Below are 16,305 nucleotides of genomic sequence, written 5' to 3' on the forward strand. Positions count from 1 at the left end.
GGCGGCCCGGCCGGGCCGCCGACGCCCCGCACTCAGCGGAGGCCCGCCTCCCGCAGCAGCACCTCGGTCAGCGCCTCCGGATCGGTGTCCGTGGCGGGCAGGCCGCGGGCGGTGAACCAGGCGCCGACCACCCGGACGTCCCGGCCCAGGAACTCCGCGCCCTGGGGGTTGGCCACCACGTCGACCACCTGCGGCAGGTCGATCATGACCAGCCGCCCCGCGTGCACCAGCAGGTTGTACGGAGACAGGTCGCCGTGGGCATATCCGGCGCGGGCCAGCACGACCAGGGCGTCGACCAGTTGCTCCCACAGGTCGCGCAGGTCGGCGCCCTCGGGCCGGAGCTGGGCCAGCCGGGGCGCGGCCTCGCCCGCCTCGGCATCACCCACGAACTCCAGCATCACCTCGGTGCCGAGCAGCTGCACCGGGTAGGGCACGGCGATCCGCCCGGAGGCGGCGCCGATCTCCCAGAGCCGGGCGAGCGCGGCGAACTCGGCCGCCGCCCACTGCCCGGCGATCATCTGCCGGCCGAACGAGGTACGGCCGGCCATCGCCCGCATCTCCCGGGAGCGGCGCACCCGGCGCCCCTCCAGGTAGCCGGCGTCCCGGTGGAAGAGGCGGTGCTGGGGGTCCCGGTACCGCTTGGCCGCCAGCAGGCAGCCCCGGCCGGTCTCCGGCACCGCCCGGCGGACCAGGTGGACGTCCGCCTCCTTGCCGGTCTTCAGCACCCCCAACTCGGTGTCCTTCGCGGCCAGCTCGGTGACCAGCCAGTCCGGGTGGGGTTCGGGCCCGTGCACGGCCTGGTCCCAGGAGGACCAGCGGTCCTCCCCGTCCGGCTCGGCGTCGGGGTCGGCGAGGGCCGGCTCGGCGTGCCGGCCCCGCTTCAGGAAGGTGGGTTCGTCGTCGTCGAAGCGGCTCTTGCCGCGGCCACGGCGCTGCGGCGCCGGGAAGTCGTGATCGCGCACGGGTGGATCGGTCCTTCGATCGAGGCTGGTGGAGGCAGGTGGTACGACCCTGCAAAGACGGCCATGACCGACCTCCTCTCCTCGACCGGGCACCGCCCGGTTGCGCCCTCGCGCCGCACCATGGTCACGGGCGGCCCCGGGCGGGTCAACCGAATTACCGCTCAGCCGGCCAGGACGGCGGCCACCGCGGCGATGAGCCCGTCCACCGTGCGGGTGGGCGCGAACCGGGTGTCCGACCAGCGGCGCCCGCGGTGCAGCCAGACGCTGGGCAGGCCGACCGCGGTCGCGCCGCCGATGTCCGCCTCCGGGCTGTCGCCGATCACCCAGGCGCCGCGCAGCGGCATCCGCGCCCGCTGGGCGGCCAGCGCGAAGATCCGCGGGTTGGGCTTGCTGACGCCGGCCTCCTCGGAGATCACCCAGTCGGCGACGTAGCGGTCCAGCCCGGTCCGGCGGATCTTGGCGTCCTGCTGGCGGGACGTGCCGTTCGTGACCACCACGGGCACCCAGCCGGCGTCGTCGGCGATCCGCAGCGCGCAGGCCACCAGGGGGTCCAGCCGGGTCAGCGCCACCACGCCGTCGTGCAGTTCCTCGACCAGGTCGATGGAGGGGATGCGCAGCCCGTAGCGGTCCCGGATCGCGTCGGCGACGTCCCAGCGGTCGGTCAGGCCGTCGGCGTCCACCGAGAGCAACCAGTCGATGTCGGTGGGCGGCGCGCCGATGCTGTCCAGGAACCGCTCACCCCAGGCGCGGAACGGCCCGTCGCGGTCGAGCAGGGTGTTGTCCAGATCGAGCAGGAGCAACGGCACTCGGGCACCCTACGGGACCGGGGTGCGCCACCGACAGGCCCCGCAGGGCATCGCGCCGTCCGTCAGCCGACGAGCGTCGCCCGCGAGAGTCCCTGGTCGGGCAGGCGGTCGGTGAGCATCGTGTGTGCGGCGCGGGTGGCGCCGAGGGCGGCGGGGTCGAGGGTCGCCACCACCACCTCCTCGCCGGTGTCCGCGCCACGGGCCAGCGGCCGGCCCTCGGGCTCGTAGACGGCGGCGCCGCCGTTGAACCGCCACGGGTCCCGGCCGCCGACGGCGTTGGCGAAGACCACGTACATGGTGTTGTCCAGGGCGCGCGCCGCGTAGTAGAGGTCGCGGCGGTGCTCGGAGCCGGCCAGGTAGCCGCTCGGGCAGAGGTAGCCGTGCGCGCCGTGCAGCGCGGCGGCCCGGCCGTGCTCGGGGAAGCAGCCGTCGTAGCAGATGCCGAGGCCGAACAGCCAGCCGTCGACCCGCAGCGAGGCGCCCCGCCGGCCGGCGTCGAACAGCTCGCGCTCGCCGCTCCAGAGCTGCTGCTTGTCGTACGCGGCGGTGACCGCGCCGGCCGGATCGACCACCAGCGAGGAGATGGTGCGCCGCGAGTCGGGGTGGCGGACCGCCGCACCGATCACCACGCAGGTCCCGGCGTCGCGGGCCGCCGTGCGCAGCGGGTCCAGCCGCGGATCGTCGACCCGGCCCTCGGGGTCGGCGGCCACGTCGGTGCCGGTCGGGTCGGCGCCGAGGGTCGGCGGGTGGTACGCGGGCAGGAACAGCTCGGGCAGGACGACGACCCGGGCGCCGGCGGCCCGGCCGACGAGGCGGGCGGCGGTGGCGGCGTTGCCGGCGACGTCACCGGGCACGGGCTCGGCCTGCACGGCGGCCACGGTGAGCGGGCGGGTGGGGAGGGGCACGGCCTGGGTCACCGGAGGATCCTAACCGGCGCGGCCGACCGAGTGATCATGCGAAAACCGCATCTCAAGCCGTACGTACGGTTTGCATCGGCCCGGCCCACCTGGAACGATCGTTCCGTGCCCAGAGTAAGCCAGGACCAGCTCGACGCGCGCCGCCAGGAGATCCTCGGCGCCGCGCGGGCGTGTTTCGCCCGCCACGGCTACGAGGGTGCCACCGTCCGCCGGCTGGAGGAGGCCACCGGGCTCTCCCGGGGCGCGATCTTCCACCACTTCCGCGACAAGGACTCGCTCTTCCTCGCCGTGGCCGAGGACGACGCCGCCGTCATGGTGGAGACCGTGGCCCGCAACGGCCTGGTCCAGGTGATGCGCGACCTGCTGGCCCGGGCGGTCTCCCCCGACACCACCGGCTGGCTCGGCAGCCAGCTCGAGGTCTCCCGGCGGCTGCGCACCGACCCCGCGTTCGCCCGGCGCTGGGCCGAACGCTCGGCCGCCATCGCCGAGGCCACCCGGGAGCGCCTGCTCCGCCAGCGCGAGGCCGGCGTGCTCCGCGACGATGTGCCGATCGACGTGCTCGCCCAGTTCCTCGAGCTGGCGTACGACGGGCTGGTGCTGCACCTGGCGATGGGGCGCCCCGCCGGCGACCTGGGCCGGGTGCTCGACCTGGTCGAGGAGGCCGTGCGCCGGCACTGACCGGCCCCGGGTCTCGGTCCGGTAACTCGACCCACCGGGGAGATCAACGCTGGCGCACCTGCTCCACAATGGGCCGCGACCCCCTCGCGACAGGAGCAGAGCATGACCGTCCTCGCGGGCGACACCTGGGGCATCCCCGGCCCCGTCTTCCTCCGCTGGTACGTCGTGGCGGCCGTGGTGCTGGTCGCCGGCGCCGTGGCGTACCGGCGGCGCGCGCTGGCCGGCACCCCGGTGCACGACGGTGGACCGCTCGGGCCGCAGCAGGCCGCATACCTCAACGGGGGCGACCAGCTCGCCGTATGGACCGCGCTCGGCGGGCTGCGCCGGGCCGGCGCGGTCGGCGTACGCCCCGACCGGCGGCTCACCACCGGCGGCTCGCTGCCGGCCGGCGTCACCCCGCTCGACCAGGCCATTCACCACGCGGCCGGCCGGCACCTGCGCACTCGTGAGCTGGGCCAGGACGAGTGGGTCCGGCGCGCCCTCGACGAGCTGCGCGACGGCCTCGTGCGCCGCGGTCTGGCCCTGGACAAGGAGCGGCGGGCGACGCTGCGCCGCGGCGCCCTGCTCGTCGGCGCCCTGCTCGCACTCGGCTTCGTCCGGGCCTTCGTCGGCCTCTCCAACAGCCGGCCCGCCGGCTGGCTGATGCTCACCCTGGTGCCGCTCTTCATCGCGTTCCTGCTGCTCAACCGGGTGCCCTGGCGCACCCGGGCGGCCACCCGGGCGCTGCGCGAGCTGCGCCGCCAGCACACCTGGCTGCGGCCGGCCGCCGCACCGGCGTACGCCACCTACGGCCCGTCCGACGCGGCGATGGGCGTCGCGCTCTTCGGCACCGCCACCCTCTGGAGCATGGACCCGGGCTTCGCCGAGCAGGCCGAGATCCAGCGCCAGGCCATGGGGGCGAGCGGCAGCTCGGGCAGCTCCTGCGGCGGGGGCAGCTCCTGCGGGGGCGGCAGCTCGTGCGGCGGCGGAAGTTCCTGCGGGGGCGGTGGCGGCTGCGGCGGTGGCGGGTGCGGCGGATGACCGCGGGGCCCTCCGGGGTGGGCATCGGGTGGCGGCCGGAGATCGCCGGATTCGTGGCCGGCCTGCCCGGGCTGCGGTTCGTCGAGGTGGTCGCCGAGACGGTCGCCCCGGCCGGGCCGCTCCCCGACGGCCTGGCCGAGCTGCGCGGACGGGGCGTCACCGTCGTACCCCACGGCGTGAAGCTCTCCCTCGGCGGCGCGGACCCGGTCGACCCGGCCCGGGTGGCGCACCTGGCCGGCGTCGCCGCGGCGCTGGCGGCGCCGCTGGTCAGCGAGCACATCGCGTTCGTGCGGGCCGGCGGCCTGGAGGCCGGTCACCTGCTGCCGCTGCCGCGCAGCCGGGAGGCGGTGGCCGCCGTGGTGGCCAACGTGCGGCGGGCGCAGGCGGAGCTGCCGGTGCCGCTGGCCCTGGAGCCGATCGCCGCGCTCTTCGACTGGCCGGACGACGAGCTGGACGAGGCCGACTTCCTCACCGAGATCCTCGACGCCACCGGCGCGCTGCTGCTGCTCGACATCGCCAACGTGCACGCCAACGCCCGCAACCGGGGCGGTGACCCGGCCGCCCTGCTGGACCGGCTGCCGCTGGACCGGATCGCCTACGTCCACGTGGCCGGGGGCGCCGAGCACGGCGGCTTCTACCACGACACGCACACCGACCCGGTGCCCGCCGAGGTGCTCGACCTGGTCCGCGAGCTGTGCGGCCGCCGCCGGCCCCCGGCGCTGCTGCTGGAACGCGACGGCCACTACCCGCCCGCCGCGGAACTGCGCGGCGAGCTGGACGCCCTGGCCACCGCCTCCGGGTACCCGGTGGTCACGTGAACGGCGGGGAGCCGGCCACGCCGGGCGGCCGACACGTCCAGGCGCCCGGCGGCGAGGTGACCGGCGGGGACCTCGCCGCGCGGCAGGCGGAGCTGGTGGCGGCGCTGGTGGCCGGCGGGCCGCTGCCGACCGGCTTCGCCGCCGCGCCGGTGGAGGCGGCCCGGCGGGCCCTGCTGCGTAAGCGCGCCGGCGACGTGGCCCGGCACTGGCCGCTGCTCGCGGCCGGCCTCGGCGACGCCTGGGCGGCCACCTTCGCCGGCTGGGCGGCCGGCCGCCCCACCAACGGCTCGCTGCGCGACGGCTGGGACCTGGCCCGGGAGCTGCGCGACCAGGGCACGCTGCCGCCGCTGGGGGCCGAGGAACTGGCCGCCCGCGAGGCCGCGAGCCGCTACGACGGCCGTACCGCCCCCCGCCCCCGCCGGCTGCCGGCCGTCGCGCGGGCCGGCGGCGCCGTCGCGGCCCAGCTCGCCGGTCGCGTACGCCTGCTGCGGCCCGCGCCGCGCTGAGAGCGGGTGGCAGGCCCCTCCGCGGTACGGCAGGATCGGCCCCATGGATCTCGGACTCGCGGACCGGGTGTACGTGCTGACCGGCGCCTCGGGCGGCCTCGGCTTCGCCACCGCCGAGCAGCTCGTCGCCGACGGCGCCCGCGTGGTGATCTCGTCCCGGGCACCGGAGCGGGTGGCCGCCGCCGTCGAGGCGCTCGGTGGGCCGGAGCGGGTCATCGGGCTGACCGCCGACCTCACCGACCCGGGCACCCCGGAGCGGCTCGTCGCGGCGGCACGCGAGCAGTTCGGCCGGCTCGACGGGGCGCTCATCTCGGTGGGCGGCCCGCCCCGGGGCACCGCCGCCCAGGTCACCGACGCGCAGTGGCGCGAGTCCTTCGAGACGGTCTTCCTGGGCACCGTCCGCACCGCACGCACGGTGGCCGCCGCGCTCACCGACGGGGGCGCCATCGGGCTGGTGCTGTCCACCTCGGTGCGCAGCCCGCTGCCCGGGCTCGGCATCTCCAACGGCCTGCGCCCCGGCCTGGCCGGGGTGGCCAAGGACCTGGCCGACGAGCACGGCCCACGCGGCGTACGGGTGGTCAGCCTGCTGCCGGGGCGGATCATGACCGACCGCAACCGGGAGCTGCTGGCCGCGAGCGGCGACGCGGAGCGCGCCCGCGCCGAGGCGGAGGCGTCGATCCCGCTGGGCCGCATCGGCGACCCCGCCGAGTTCGGCCGGGTGGCCGCCTTCCTGATCTCCCCCGCCGCCGGCTACGTCACCGGGGTCACCGTGCCGGTCGACGGCGGCGCGCTGCGCGGCCTGTGACGGTGCGCCGGTGAGCGACCGACGCCGCCCCGCCGGCGGCCGGCCGGACCCCGTCCCCGGGTCACCGGCCCGCCGCTACCCGCGCCCCAGCCGGGAACAGCTCGCGGCGGCCGCCGACCGGCTCCTCCCGGACCTGATCGCGCCCGGGCTGGACGTGCTCTTCGTCGGCATCAACCCGGGCCTGTGGTCGGCGGCCACCGGTTGGCACTTCGCCCGCCCGGGCAACCGGTTCTGGCCCGCGCTGCACCGGGGCGGCTTCACCCCGCGCCAGTTGCACCCGAGCGAGCAGGACGAGCTGCCCGGCCTCGGGCTGGGCATCACCAACATGGTGGCCCGGGCCAGCGCCCGTGCCGACGAGCTGACCGCCGAGGAGCTGGTCGAGGGGGCGCGGGAACTGGCCGCCAAGGTGGCGCGCTACCGGCCGCGCTGGGTGGCGGTGGTCGGGGTGACCGCGTACCGGATCGGGTTCGCCCGCCCGAAGGCGGGCTTCGGGCCGCAGCCGGAACCCCTCAGCGCGGCCCGGCTCTGGGTGCTGCCCAACCCGAGCGGGCTGAACGCGCACTTCACCCCGGAGACGCTCGGGGCCGCCTTCGGTGAGCTGCGCGCCGCGGTGACCGCCGGCGGCTAGTGCTCCGACCAGGAGCGGCTGAGATGTCGGGGTCAGGCTGCTCGGGTGCCAGGTCGGCCCACGTGTCAGCCGAAGAGGGCGGCGGGGATGTCGGCGTAGAAGAGGGCGGGATCGCGGGAGAGCGACGCCTTGACGTTGGCGGTGGGACGGTCGGCGATCACTTCAAGCTTGCCCGCTTCCAGGCCGTCCAGAGCCATGGAGACCACCTCGTGGGGTGGGAGTTTGGGGATGTCGTAGCCGGCCATCATGTCGGTGTCGGCGATTGCCAGAGCCAGGGCGGTGACCTGGGTCTTCTGGCCGGCCAGCTCGAGTCGGATGCCGTTGGTGAGAGACCATTCCGCGGCTTTGGAGGCGGCGTAGCCGTTGCTGCTGGGAGCGAAGGCGTACCAGCTCAGGGCGGAGATGACGGTGAGGATCGCGCCGCCGGCGAGTCTCGGGGCGAAGGCGCGGGTGACGTTGAGGGTGCCCCAGAAGTTCGTGTCGAACTCGCGGCGAATGTTCTCCGTGGACGGTCCGAGCAGGGGCGCGTCCGTGGAGATGCCGGCGTTGTTGATGAGAATGTCGAGGTCGCCCACCTCGGCTGCCGCGGCGTCGATGGACGCCGGGTCGGTGATGTCCAGCTGAAGGGGGACGACGCCGGGAATGTTGATCTGCTCGGGACGGCGTGCGGTCGCGTAGACGGTGGTGGCGCCGCGGGCGAGGAGAGCCTCGGCGAAGGCCTTGCCGAGCCCACGGTTGGCGCCCGTTACGAGGGCTTTCGTGCCGTTGATCTGCATGCCGGTACGGTAGAACCTCACGTTGACGTCAGAGGCAAGTATTGCGAGGTGGGTCACTGTGCGGATCGGGGACCTGGCGGCCCGGACGCGGGTGAGTGTTCGCGCCCTGCGGTACTACGAGGAGCAGGGGTTGCTGACCTCGACGCGGAGTGAGAGCGGGCAGCGACACTATGGGGACTCGGCCGTCGACCGGGTGCGGCTGATTCAGCAGTTGTACGGCGCGGGACTGTCCAGCAGGACGATCGCGGAGCTCCTGCCGTGCGTGGACGCCAAGGTCAGCACGCCGGAGTCGCGCGAACGGCTGGCGGTGGAGCGGGACCGGATCAACACACAGATCGCTGAGCTGATCACCGCCCGGGACAGACTCAACGACATCATCGACGTGGCGTCGAGGCCGAACCCGCACTGTAACTACGTATGAGCATGGGGCGCTCGCCGATTTCGCGGGCCACCCGGCACCCTGAGCCTCTGTGGTCAGGGCACCGGGGTCACGCCCGCGTCGGCACGGTGAGCACCTCGGCCCCGTCGTCGGTGATGGCGATCGTGTGCTCGCTGTGCGCCGTCCGGCAGCCGGTCGCGCTGCGCAGAGTCCAGCCGTCGGCGTCGGTGCGGAGCTCGGCGGTGTCCGCCATGACCCACGGCTCCAGGGCCAGCAACAGCCCGGGACGCAGCCGGTATCCCCGGCCCGGCCGCCCGGTGTTCGGGACGTGCGGGTCCTGGTGCATCGTCGACCCGACCCCGTGACCGCCGAACTCGGTGTTGACCGAGTAGCCCGCGTCGCGGAGGACCGAACCGATGGCATGGGAGATGTCCCCGATGCGCGCCCCCGGCCCGGCCGCGGCGATCCCCGCCTGCAACGCGCGCTCGGTCGCGCCGATCAGCGCGACGCTCTCCGGGGGCTTCGAGTCGCCCACCACGAAGCTGACGGCGGAGTCGGCGACCACCCCTCCGCTGGAGACGGCGAGGTCGAGCGTCAGCAGATCGCCGTCGGCGAGCGCGTAGTCGTGGGGCAGCCCGTGGAGCACGGCATCATTGACCGACGTGCAGATGTAGTGGCCGAACGGCCCGCGCCCGAAGGACGGCTCGTAGTCGACGTAGCAGGACTGCGCTCCGGCCTCGACGATCATGGACCGGGCCCAGCGGTCGATGTCCAGGAGGTTCGTACCCACCTCGCAGCGACCCCGCAGCGTCTGCAGGATGTGGGCGACGAGGCTGCCGGCCGCCCTGGCTCGGGGCAGTTCGGTGGGATCCAGGATCTCGATCATGCGACGCCTTACTCGTTCAGCCAATAAGTATCCCGGCCATATTATCCCGGTACTAGAATCGGTGTCATGGTCAGGTTGCCGCTCACTCCCGCGGAGGTCGAACGCGGGCAGCGCCTCGGCGCCCTCCTGCGCCAGGCCCGGGGCGAGCGCTCGATGCTCGTCACCGCGCTGGACGCGGGTGTCTCGCCGGAGACCCTCCGGAAGATCGAGTCCGGTCGCGTGGCCACTCCGGCCTTCCCGACCATCGCCGCCATCGCCGATGTCCTCGGCCTCTCCCTCGACGCGGTGTGGGCGGAGGTCAACCGTTCCGACGGGGCCGCCGGTCCCAGGCGGTCGGATCGCGACGCGCGGGAGCGGCTGGCCTCGTAGGCCCGGCGGTCAGTTGGCCGCGGCCGGGGGCAGGGCCTCCTGCGCCACGTACGTGCCGACCGGCACGGTGGTGACCACCGGCTCCGGCTGCTCCGGCTCGACGTAGGGGGCCGGGGAGTCGGTGACCGCGAACTGGGTGCGGTAGAGCTCGGCGTAGAGGCCGCCGACGGCGACCAGCTCGTCGTGCCGGCCGCGCTCGACGATGCGCCCCTCGTCGAGGACGAGGATCTGGTCGGCCTCGCGGACGGTGGACAGCCGGTGCGCGATCACCAGCGCGGTACGCCCGGTCAGCGCCACCGACAGCGCCCGCTGCACCGCCGCCTCGCTCTCCGAGTCCAGGTGCGCGGTGGCCTCGTCCAGGATCACGATCGACGGGGCCTTGAGCAGCAGCCGGGCGATGGCGATGCGCTGCTTCTCGCCCCCGGAGAAGCGGTAGCCGCGCTCGCCCACCGTGGTGTCCAGCCCGTCGGGCAGGGCCCGGACCAGGTCGGCGACCTGCGCGCCGGCCAGCGCGGCCCAGATCTCGTCGTCGGTCGCGTCCGGCTTGGCGTAGCGCAGGTTCTCCCGGATGGTCTCGTGGAACAGGTGCGAGTCCTGCGTGACCACGCCGATCTCGTCGCGGAGCGAGGCGAGCGTGGCGTCCCGGACGTCGACGCCGCCGACCAGCACCTGGCCGTCGCTCACGTCGTAGATCCGGGAGATCAGCATCGAGAGCGTGGACTTGCCGGCGCCGGAGGGGCCGACCAGGGCCACCATCTGCCCGGGCTCGACGGCGAACGAGACGCCCTTGAGCACCGGCTCGTTGACCGTGCGGTCGAGGGCGGCGACCTCCTCCAGGGAGGCCAGCGAGACCTCGGCGGCGCTCGGGTAGCGGAACCGCACGTCGCGGAACTCGACCCGGCCGTTGCCCCGCGGCACCGGCACGGCGTCGGGCTTCTCGTCGATGCCGGGGCGCAGGTCGAGCACCTCGAAGACCCGGTCGAAGGAGACCAGCGCGCTCATCACGTCGACCCGGACGTTGGAGAGCGCGGTGAGCGGGCCGTAGAGCCGGGTGAGCAGCAGCGCCAGCTTGACCACGGTGCCCGCACTGACCGCACCGGTGACGGCGAGCCAGCCGCCCAGCCCGTAGGTGAGTGCCTGGGCCAGGGAGGCGACCAGCAGCATGGCCACGAAGAAGGTGCGCGAGTACATGGCCGACTGGATGCCGATGTCGCGGACCCGCTCGGCCCGGCCGGCGAACCGGGCCGCCTCGACGTCGGGCGAGCCGAAGAGCTTGACCAGCAGGGCGCCCGCGACGTTGAACCGCTCGGTCATCGTCGCGTTCATCTTGGCGTCGAGGTTGTACGACTCGCGGGTGATCTCGGCCAGCCGCCGCCCGACCCGGCGGGCCGGGATGATGAAGATGGGCAGCAGCACCAGTGCCAGCACGGTGATCTGCCAGGACAGCACGAGCATCGCCCCGGCCGTGAGCACGAGCTGGATGACGTTGCTGACCACGCCGGACAGCGTCGAGGTGAACGCCCGCTGGGCGCCCAGCACGTCGTTGTTGAGCCGGCTGACCAGCGCGCCGGTCTGGGTGCGGGTGAAGAACTGCAGCGGCATCCGCTGGACGTGGTCGTAGACCCGGGTGCGCAGGTCGAGGATGATGCCCTCGCCGATCCGCGCCGAATACCACCGCTGGGCCAGCGAGAAGAGCGCGTCGGCCACGGCCAGCACGGCGATGATCAGGGCGAGCCGGACCACGGTGGCGCCCGCGTCTGCGCCGCCGCCGGCGATCGCGTCGATGACGTCACCGGCGAGCAGCGGGGTGGCGACCCCGATCACCGCGGCGATCACCACGGTGACCAGGAAGACGACGATGTCGCGGCGGTAGGGCTGCGCGAACGCGACAATCCGCTTGGCGGTGCCGCGCTTGAGCTGGTGGGTGGAGATCTCGTCGCGGTTGCGCATCGACCGGAGCATGCTCCAGCCGCCCATGCCGCCACCGGCCATCGGGTTGGACACTCGTCACCTCCGGGTCGTCGGCAGCCGTGGACCGTCGGGATCAATTCTCCCGACGACTACGACAACCTCGCGAGTAACCCGGATCTTCCCGGATGGTCCTTACTATTCGCCCCGCCCGGCCAGGTCGCGGATCCGCCGGGTCTGTGCCTCCCGCTCGGCCCGCTGCTGCTCGGCGTGGCTGCGCCCGCCCGCGCCGGCGAGCAGCGCCTTGATCTCCACGATCGCGTCCCGGTTGTTGGCCAGCAGGCCGGCGGTCAGGTCGCGTACCGCGCCGTCGAGTTCCGCGGCCGGCACCACGAGGGTGGCCAGGCCGATCCGGTCCGCCTCGGCGGCGTCCATCCGGCGGCCGGTGGCGCAGATCTCCAGCGCGCGGGAATAGCCGACCAGCTCGGCGAGACGCTTGGTGCCGGCCAGGTCGGGGACCAGGCCGAGGGTCACCTCGGCCATGGAGAGCTTGGCGTCCTCGGCGAGCACCCGGAGGTCGCAGGCGAGAGCGAGCTGGAAGCCGGCGCCGATGGCGTGGCCCTGCACGGCGGCGATCGAGATCACGTCCGGCCGGTGCAGCCAGGTGAAGCCGCCCTGGTATTCCGCGATCCGTTCGGCGCACTCCTGCTCAGGCAGGGTGGAGAGCTCGGCGAAGGAGCCCGGGCCGGAGGAGCCGGCGACCGACAGGTCGAGGCCGGCGGAGAAGGCCCGGCCCTCGCCGCGCACCACGACGACGCGGACGTCGCCCGGCAGTTCCCGGGAGAAGTCGCTCATCGCGCGCCACATGGCCGGGGTCTGCGCGTTGAGCACGTCGGGCCGGCACAACGTCACCGTCGCAACCGGCCCGTCGCAGTCGAGTCGTACTCCGGTCGTCTCGGCGGTCACCGGACCGCCCGGAGCACAGCGCTGATGGACGACGCTGGGGGGCGGGTCACGCCTTCTTGCGGCGCCGGGCGCCGCCACGCTGCCGCAGCTGCACCCCGGACTCGGTGAGCACCCGGTGGATGAACCCGTAGGAGCGGCCGGTCGAGGCCGCGAGCGCACGGATGCTCTCACCCGAGGTGTACCGCTTTACCAGGTCCTTGGCGAGCGTCTGCCGCTCGGCCCCGACGATCCGGCGACCCTTCTCAGTGCTGGTGGCTGTGCCGGTGGCTGCCATGCTGATTCCTCACGTCCCAGACTGTGCGGTTCGGATACGGTCCCACCTATTAGACCGCCTCGGACGATCATGCGCCAGATATCAACTATTCGCCAACCGACACGCTATGCAATGTCAGCTTCCCGATAGAGTGATCCTTCTGACCGGTCAGCCGGCGCCGCCCGGCTGGATCATGAGGAGCCGCCCGGCCGGCCGACCCGTACGCTTCTCGGGTGATCGACCTGCTGGCCGCGGCGGCCGCCGCCGCGGGCGTCTTCGCCGCCACGAACATCGATGACATCGTCGTGCTCACCGTGTTGTTCGTGGCGGCCCGGAGCACCGGCCGGCCCCGTCCCTGGCAGATCGTCGCCGGCCAGTACGCGGGCATCGGCGCGCTGGTCGGGGTCGCCGTGGTGGTCGCCGCCGGGCTGCTGGTGGTGCCCGACCCGTGGACCGGCCTGCTCGGATTGCTGCCGATCGCGCTGGGCGTCCGCGCCCTGCTGGCCCGCCGGCGCGACGCCGACGAGCCGCCGGCCGTGGTCGGCAGCCTGCTCGGCGTGGCCGGGGTGACGGTGGCCAACGGCGCCGACAACATCGCCGTCTACGTGCCGGTGTTCCGCTCGCTCGACCCGGCCACCGGCCTGGTCTGGCTGCTGGTCTTCGCGGCCCTGGTGGCGGTGTGGTGCGTGGCCGCCGCCCTGCTCGGCGGCCACCCCCGGGTGGTGTCCCTGGTCGACCGCACCGGCCACTGGCTGGTCCCGGCCGTCTTCATCGCCCTCGGCGTGGTCATCCTGACCACCTCCGGCGTCCTCCCCCGCCTGCTCCCCTGACGGGGATCAGGCCAGCTCGACCAGTTCCAGCAGGTCGTCGGACCACGCGTCCTCGTCGCCGTCGGGCAGCAGGATGGCGCGGTCGGGCTTCAGGGCCATGACCGCGCCCGGGTCGTGGGTGACCAGGACGATGGCACCCGGGTAGCGGGCGATCGCGTCGAGCACCTGCTCGCGGCTGACCGGGTCGAGGTTGTTCGTCGGCTCGTCCAGCAGCAGCACGTTGGCGCCGGAGCAGACCAGGGTGGCCAGGGCCAGCCGGGTCTTCTCGCCGCCGGAGAGCACGCCGGCCGGCTTGTCGACGTCCTCGCCGGAGAAGAGGAACGCGCCGAGGATCCGGCGCAGGTCCGTGTCGGTCTGCTCCGGCGCGGCGCTGCGCATGTGCTCCAGGATGGTCCGCTCGACGTCCAGCGTCTCGTGCTCCTGCGCGTAGTAGCCGAGCCGGAGGCCGTGCCCGGGCCGCACCTCACCGGTGTCCGGTTCGAGCAGGCCGCCGAGCATCCGCAGCAGGGTGGTCTTGCCGGCGCCGTTGAGGCCCAGGATGGCCACCCGCGAACCCCGGTCCACCGCCACGTTGACGTCGGTGAAGATCTCCAGCGACCCGTACGACTTGGACAGGCCGGACGCGGTGAGCGGGGTCTTGCCGCACGGCGCCGGGGTGGGGAAGCGCACCTTCGCCACCTTGTCGGCGACCCGGACGTCCTCCAGCCCGGACAGCAGCTTCTCGGCCCGCCGGGCCATGTTCTGCGCGGCGACGGTCTTGGTGGCCTTGGCCCGCATCTTGTCCGCCTGGGCCATCAGCGCGCCGGCCTTCTTCTCGGCGTTGGCCCGCTCCCGGCGGCGACGCCGCTCGTCGGTCTCCCGCGCCTCCAGGTACGCCTTCCAGCCCAGGTTGTAGACGTCGACGACCGAGCGGGTGGCGTCCAGGAACCAGACCTTGTTGACCACCGCCTCCAGCAGGGAGGCGTCGTGGGAGATCACGATGAGGCCCCCCTTGTGGTTGGCGAGGAAGCCGCGCAGCCAGGTGATCGAGTCGGCGTCGAGGTGGTTGGTCGGCTCGTCGAGCAGCAGGATGCCGCCGCCGTTCTCGCCGGCGTCGCGGAACAGGATCCGGGCCAGCTCGATGCGGCGGCGCTGGCCGCCGGAGAGGGTGCCGATGGTCTGCGCCAGGGCCCGGTCGGGCAGACCCAGGTTCGCGCAGATGCGGGCCGCCTCGGCCTCGGCCGCGTAGCCGCCCAGGGAGGCGAACTGGTCCTCCAGCGCGCCGTAGCGGCGGACCAGCTTGTCGTCGTCGGCGCCCTCGGCGAGCTTCGCCTCCAGCTCCTGCATCTGCGCCATGAGCACGTCCAGCCCGCGGGCGGAGAGCACCCGGTCCCGCCCGGTGACGTCCAGGTCGCCGGTACGCGGGTCCTGCGGCAGGTAGCCGATCGCGCTGCGCCGGTCGATCTGCCCGGCGTACGGCTGCCCCTCCCCCGCCAGCACCTTGAGGGTGGTGGTCTTGCCGGCGCCGTTGCGGCCGACCAGGCCGATCCGGTCACCCGGCTGCACCCGCAGCGTGGTGTCGGACAGCAGGATCCGGGAACCGGCGCGCAGCTCAAGGCCGGTGGCGTTGATCATGTCGGGGTACTCGCTCTCGGGGTTTCGGCGAAGGCTGACTCAGGGCACGCGAAAGCGCCGGCGGGTCATCAGTTCCCGTCGGCGCGGGGCCGTTCAGCCTTCGCAGCGCAGCACGGGCCAATTGTACCGGGCGTCCGGCGGCGGGCCCGCCGGATTACCGCGCAAGATCATCGGGTACCGAAAACCCCGTCCGGACCCGGTCCGGTACCGCAACCACCACACAGGGACTAATCGGTGATCGGGGTCAACATGGAGCTGAACGAGAACGCGCGGGTCGACACCAGCCAGGTGGAGGATCGGCGAGGGTCCGGCGGAGGCGGCGGGATGGGCATCCCGATTCCGATCGGCGGCGGCCGGGGCGGGATCGTGGGCCTCATCATCGCCGTCCTGGTCGCCCTGGTGGGCGGCGGTTTCGGGCTGAACGCGGCCACCAACGGCGGCGGCTCCGACCAGGGTGACAACACCTCGCTGGAGCAGAAGTGCTCCGCGCAGGACGCGCTGAAGCAGCTCGACTGCCGCAACACCCTCTATGTCAACTCGATCCAGGCGTACTGGCGGACCGCCATGCCGGAGGTCTTCGGCGACCAGTACAAGCCGTCGAAGACCGTCTTCTTCAGCCAGAACGTGAGCACCGGCTGCGGCGCGGCCGACTCCGGGGTCGGCCCGTTCTACTGCCCGGCCGACGACCTGGTCTACATCGACCTCACCTTCTACCGCATGCTCGCCGACCAGCTCGGCGCCGAGGGCGAGTTCGCCCAGCCGTACGTGCTGGCCCACGAGTACGGGCACCACGTGCAGGACCTGCTCGGCACCGAGGCGCAGATGCGCCGCCAGCAGCAGCGCGACCCGCAGAGCGCCAACGCCCTCTCGGTGAAGCTGGAGCTCCAGGCCGACTGCTACGCCGGCGCCTGGGCGAAGAACGCCACCGGCACCTCCGACGAGCAGGGCCAGAAGATCTTCAAGAGCATCACCGACCAGGACATCCAGCAGGCCATCGACACGGCCGAGAAGATCGGCGACGACGCGATCCAGCAGCGCTCCGGCCGGCCGGTGAATCCGGACGAATTCACCCACGGCACCTCCGAGCAGCGCAAGCAGTGGTTCACGAAGGGCTTCTCCACCGGCGACCCGAAGGCCTGCGACACCTTCGGCACGGCGCAGTAAGCCGGAACGGTTCCCCTCGG

The 16,305-nt window shown here is 73.6% G+C and carries 19 protein-coding genes; 10 read left to right on the forward strand and 9 right to left on the reverse strand.

Annotated elements, in window-relative coordinates:
• Positions 1-32: 32 nt before the first annotated feature.
• The 3 genes from ABZW14_RS30695 to ABZW14_RS30705 all read right to left on the reverse strand — a co-directional run bounded on the left by ABZW14_RS30695 (position 33) and on the right by ABZW14_RS30705 (position 2,685).
• Positions 33-962, reverse strand: a complete 930-nt coding sequence (locus ABZW14_RS30695) for an RIO1 family regulatory kinase/ATPase (RefSeq protein ID WP_355353479.1) — start codon at positions 960-962, stop codon at positions 33-35.
• Positions 963-1,123: 161 nt separating this feature from the next.
• Positions 1,124-1,768, reverse strand: a complete 645-nt coding sequence (locus ABZW14_RS30700; protein WP_355353482.1) for an HAD family hydrolase — start codon at positions 1,766-1,768, stop codon at positions 1,124-1,126.
• Between the two features lie 62 nt (positions 1,769-1,830).
• On the reverse strand, positions 1,831-2,685 hold the full coding sequence (locus ABZW14_RS30705; protein WP_355353485.1) for a carbon-nitrogen hydrolase family protein: 855 nt from the start codon (positions 2,683-2,685) through the stop codon (positions 1,831-1,833).
• Positions 2,686-2,790: 105 nt separating this feature from the next.
• Here ABZW14_RS30705 and ABZW14_RS30710 point away from each other — a divergent pair, with 105 nt between their 5' ends.
• The 6 genes from ABZW14_RS30710 to mug all read left to right on the forward strand — a co-directional run bounded on the left by ABZW14_RS30710 (position 2,791) and on the right by mug (position 7,140).
• A complete protein-coding gene (locus tag ABZW14_RS30710) occupies positions 2,791-3,363 on the forward strand; it encodes a TetR/AcrR family transcriptional regulator (protein WP_091270071.1) in 573 nt (190 codons plus the stop codon).
• A gap of 102 nt (positions 3,364-3,465) precedes the next feature.
• Positions 3,466-4,383 carry a TIGR04222 domain-containing membrane protein gene (locus ABZW14_RS30715; protein WP_355353488.1) on the forward strand — a complete coding sequence of 306 codons (918 nt, stop codon included), beginning with the start codon at positions 3,466-3,468 and terminating at the stop codon, positions 4,381-4,383.
• The gene (locus ABZW14_RS30720; RefSeq protein ID WP_355353490.1) at positions 4,380-5,201 is read left to right on the forward strand and encodes a DUF692 domain-containing protein; all 822 of its coding nucleotides are present in this window, start codon (positions 4,380-4,382) and stop codon (positions 5,199-5,201) included. Before ABZW14_RS30715 ends, ABZW14_RS30720 begins: the two co-directional genes overlap by 4 nt.
• Positions 5,202-5,257: 56 nt before the next feature.
• Positions 5,258-5,707 carry a hypothetical protein gene (locus tag ABZW14_RS30725; protein ID WP_355353596.1) on the forward strand — a complete coding sequence of 150 codons (450 nt, stop codon included), beginning with the start codon at positions 5,258-5,260 and terminating at the stop codon, positions 5,705-5,707.
• Between the two features lie 43 nt (positions 5,708-5,750).
• Positions 5,751-6,512, forward strand: a complete 762-nt coding sequence (locus tag ABZW14_RS30730) for an SDR family oxidoreductase (protein WP_355353492.1) — start codon at positions 5,751-5,753, stop codon at positions 6,510-6,512.
• A 10-nt stretch (positions 6,513-6,522) separates the two neighbouring features.
• Positions 6,523-7,140: a G/U mismatch-specific DNA glycosylase gene (gene mug / locus ABZW14_RS30735; RefSeq protein WP_355353494.1), complete on the forward strand. Its 618-nt coding sequence runs from the start codon at positions 6,523-6,525 to the stop codon at positions 7,138-7,140.
• Positions 7,141-7,205: 65 nt separating this feature from the next.
• On the opposite strand, the gene ABZW14_RS30740 is transcribed toward mug, so the two are convergent.
• A complete protein-coding gene (locus tag ABZW14_RS30740; RefSeq protein WP_355353497.1) occupies positions 7,206-7,916 on the reverse strand; it encodes an SDR family oxidoreductase in 711 nt (236 codons plus the stop codon).
• 58 nt (positions 7,917-7,974) lie between these two features.
• Between ABZW14_RS30740 and ABZW14_RS30745 the strand changes: the two genes are divergently transcribed.
• Positions 7,975-8,337 carry a MerR family transcriptional regulator gene (locus ABZW14_RS30745; RefSeq protein WP_355353500.1) on the forward strand — a complete coding sequence of 121 codons (363 nt, stop codon included), beginning with the start codon at positions 7,975-7,977 and terminating at the stop codon, positions 8,335-8,337.
• 67 nt (positions 8,338-8,404) lie between these two features.
• Here ABZW14_RS30745 and map read toward each other — a convergent pair whose 3' ends face one another.
• A complete protein-coding gene (gene map, locus ABZW14_RS30750; RefSeq protein WP_355353503.1) occupies positions 8,405-9,181 on the reverse strand; it encodes a type I methionyl aminopeptidase in 777 nt (258 codons plus the stop codon).
• Positions 9,182-9,247: 66 nt separating this feature from the next.
• Between map and ABZW14_RS30755 the strand changes: the two genes are divergently transcribed.
• Entirely contained in the window at positions 9,248-9,550 is a 303-nt protein-coding gene (locus ABZW14_RS30755) for a helix-turn-helix transcriptional regulator (protein WP_355353506.1), read from the forward strand.
• Between the two features lie 9 nt (positions 9,551-9,559).
• Here the strand turns inward: ABZW14_RS30755 and ABZW14_RS30760 are convergent, their stop codons facing one another.
• The 3 genes from ABZW14_RS30760 to ABZW14_RS30770 form a co-directional block, all read right to left on the reverse strand.
• Positions 9,560-11,542, reverse strand: coding sequence for an ABC transporter ATP-binding protein (locus tag ABZW14_RS30760; RefSeq protein ID WP_355353599.1), 1,983 nt, complete (start codon positions 11,540-11,542; stop codon positions 9,560-9,562).
• Between the two features lie 114 nt (positions 11,543-11,656).
• The gene (locus ABZW14_RS30765; protein WP_355353509.1) at positions 11,657-12,424 is read right to left on the reverse strand and encodes an enoyl-CoA hydratase/isomerase family protein; all 768 of its coding nucleotides are present in this window, start codon (positions 12,422-12,424) and stop codon (positions 11,657-11,659) included.
• A gap of 46 nt (positions 12,425-12,470) precedes the next feature.
• On the reverse strand, positions 12,471-12,698 hold the full coding sequence (locus ABZW14_RS30770) for a helix-turn-helix domain-containing protein (RefSeq protein WP_007462679.1): 228 nt from the start codon (positions 12,696-12,698) through the stop codon (positions 12,471-12,473).
• Between the two features lie 212 nt (positions 12,699-12,910).
• Between ABZW14_RS30770 and ABZW14_RS30775 the strand changes: the two genes are divergently transcribed.
• Positions 12,911-13,507 (forward strand): cadmium resistance transporter, encoded by a 597-nt coding sequence (locus ABZW14_RS30775; RefSeq protein WP_355353512.1) that lies wholly within the window; start codon positions 12,911-12,913, stop codon positions 13,505-13,507.
• A gap of 6 nt (positions 13,508-13,513) precedes the next feature.
• Here the strand turns inward: ABZW14_RS30775 and ABZW14_RS30780 are convergent, their stop codons facing one another.
• On the reverse strand, positions 13,514-15,121 hold the full coding sequence (locus ABZW14_RS30780; protein ID WP_355353515.1) for an ABC-F family ATP-binding cassette domain-containing protein: 1,608 nt from the start codon (positions 15,119-15,121) through the stop codon (positions 13,514-13,516).
• Between the two features lie 249 nt (positions 15,122-15,370).
• Here ABZW14_RS30780 and ABZW14_RS30785 point away from each other — a divergent pair, with 249 nt between their 5' ends.
• Positions 15,371-16,285, forward strand: a complete 915-nt coding sequence (locus ABZW14_RS30785) for a neutral zinc metallopeptidase (RefSeq protein WP_355353602.1) — start codon at positions 15,371-15,373, stop codon at positions 16,283-16,285.
• Positions 16,286-16,305 lie beyond the last annotated feature (20 nt).

This window comes from Micromonospora sp. NPDC004551 (genome assembly GCF_040609975.1).
GTDB lineage: Bacteria > Actinomycetota > Actinomycetes > Mycobacteriales > Micromonosporaceae > Micromonospora.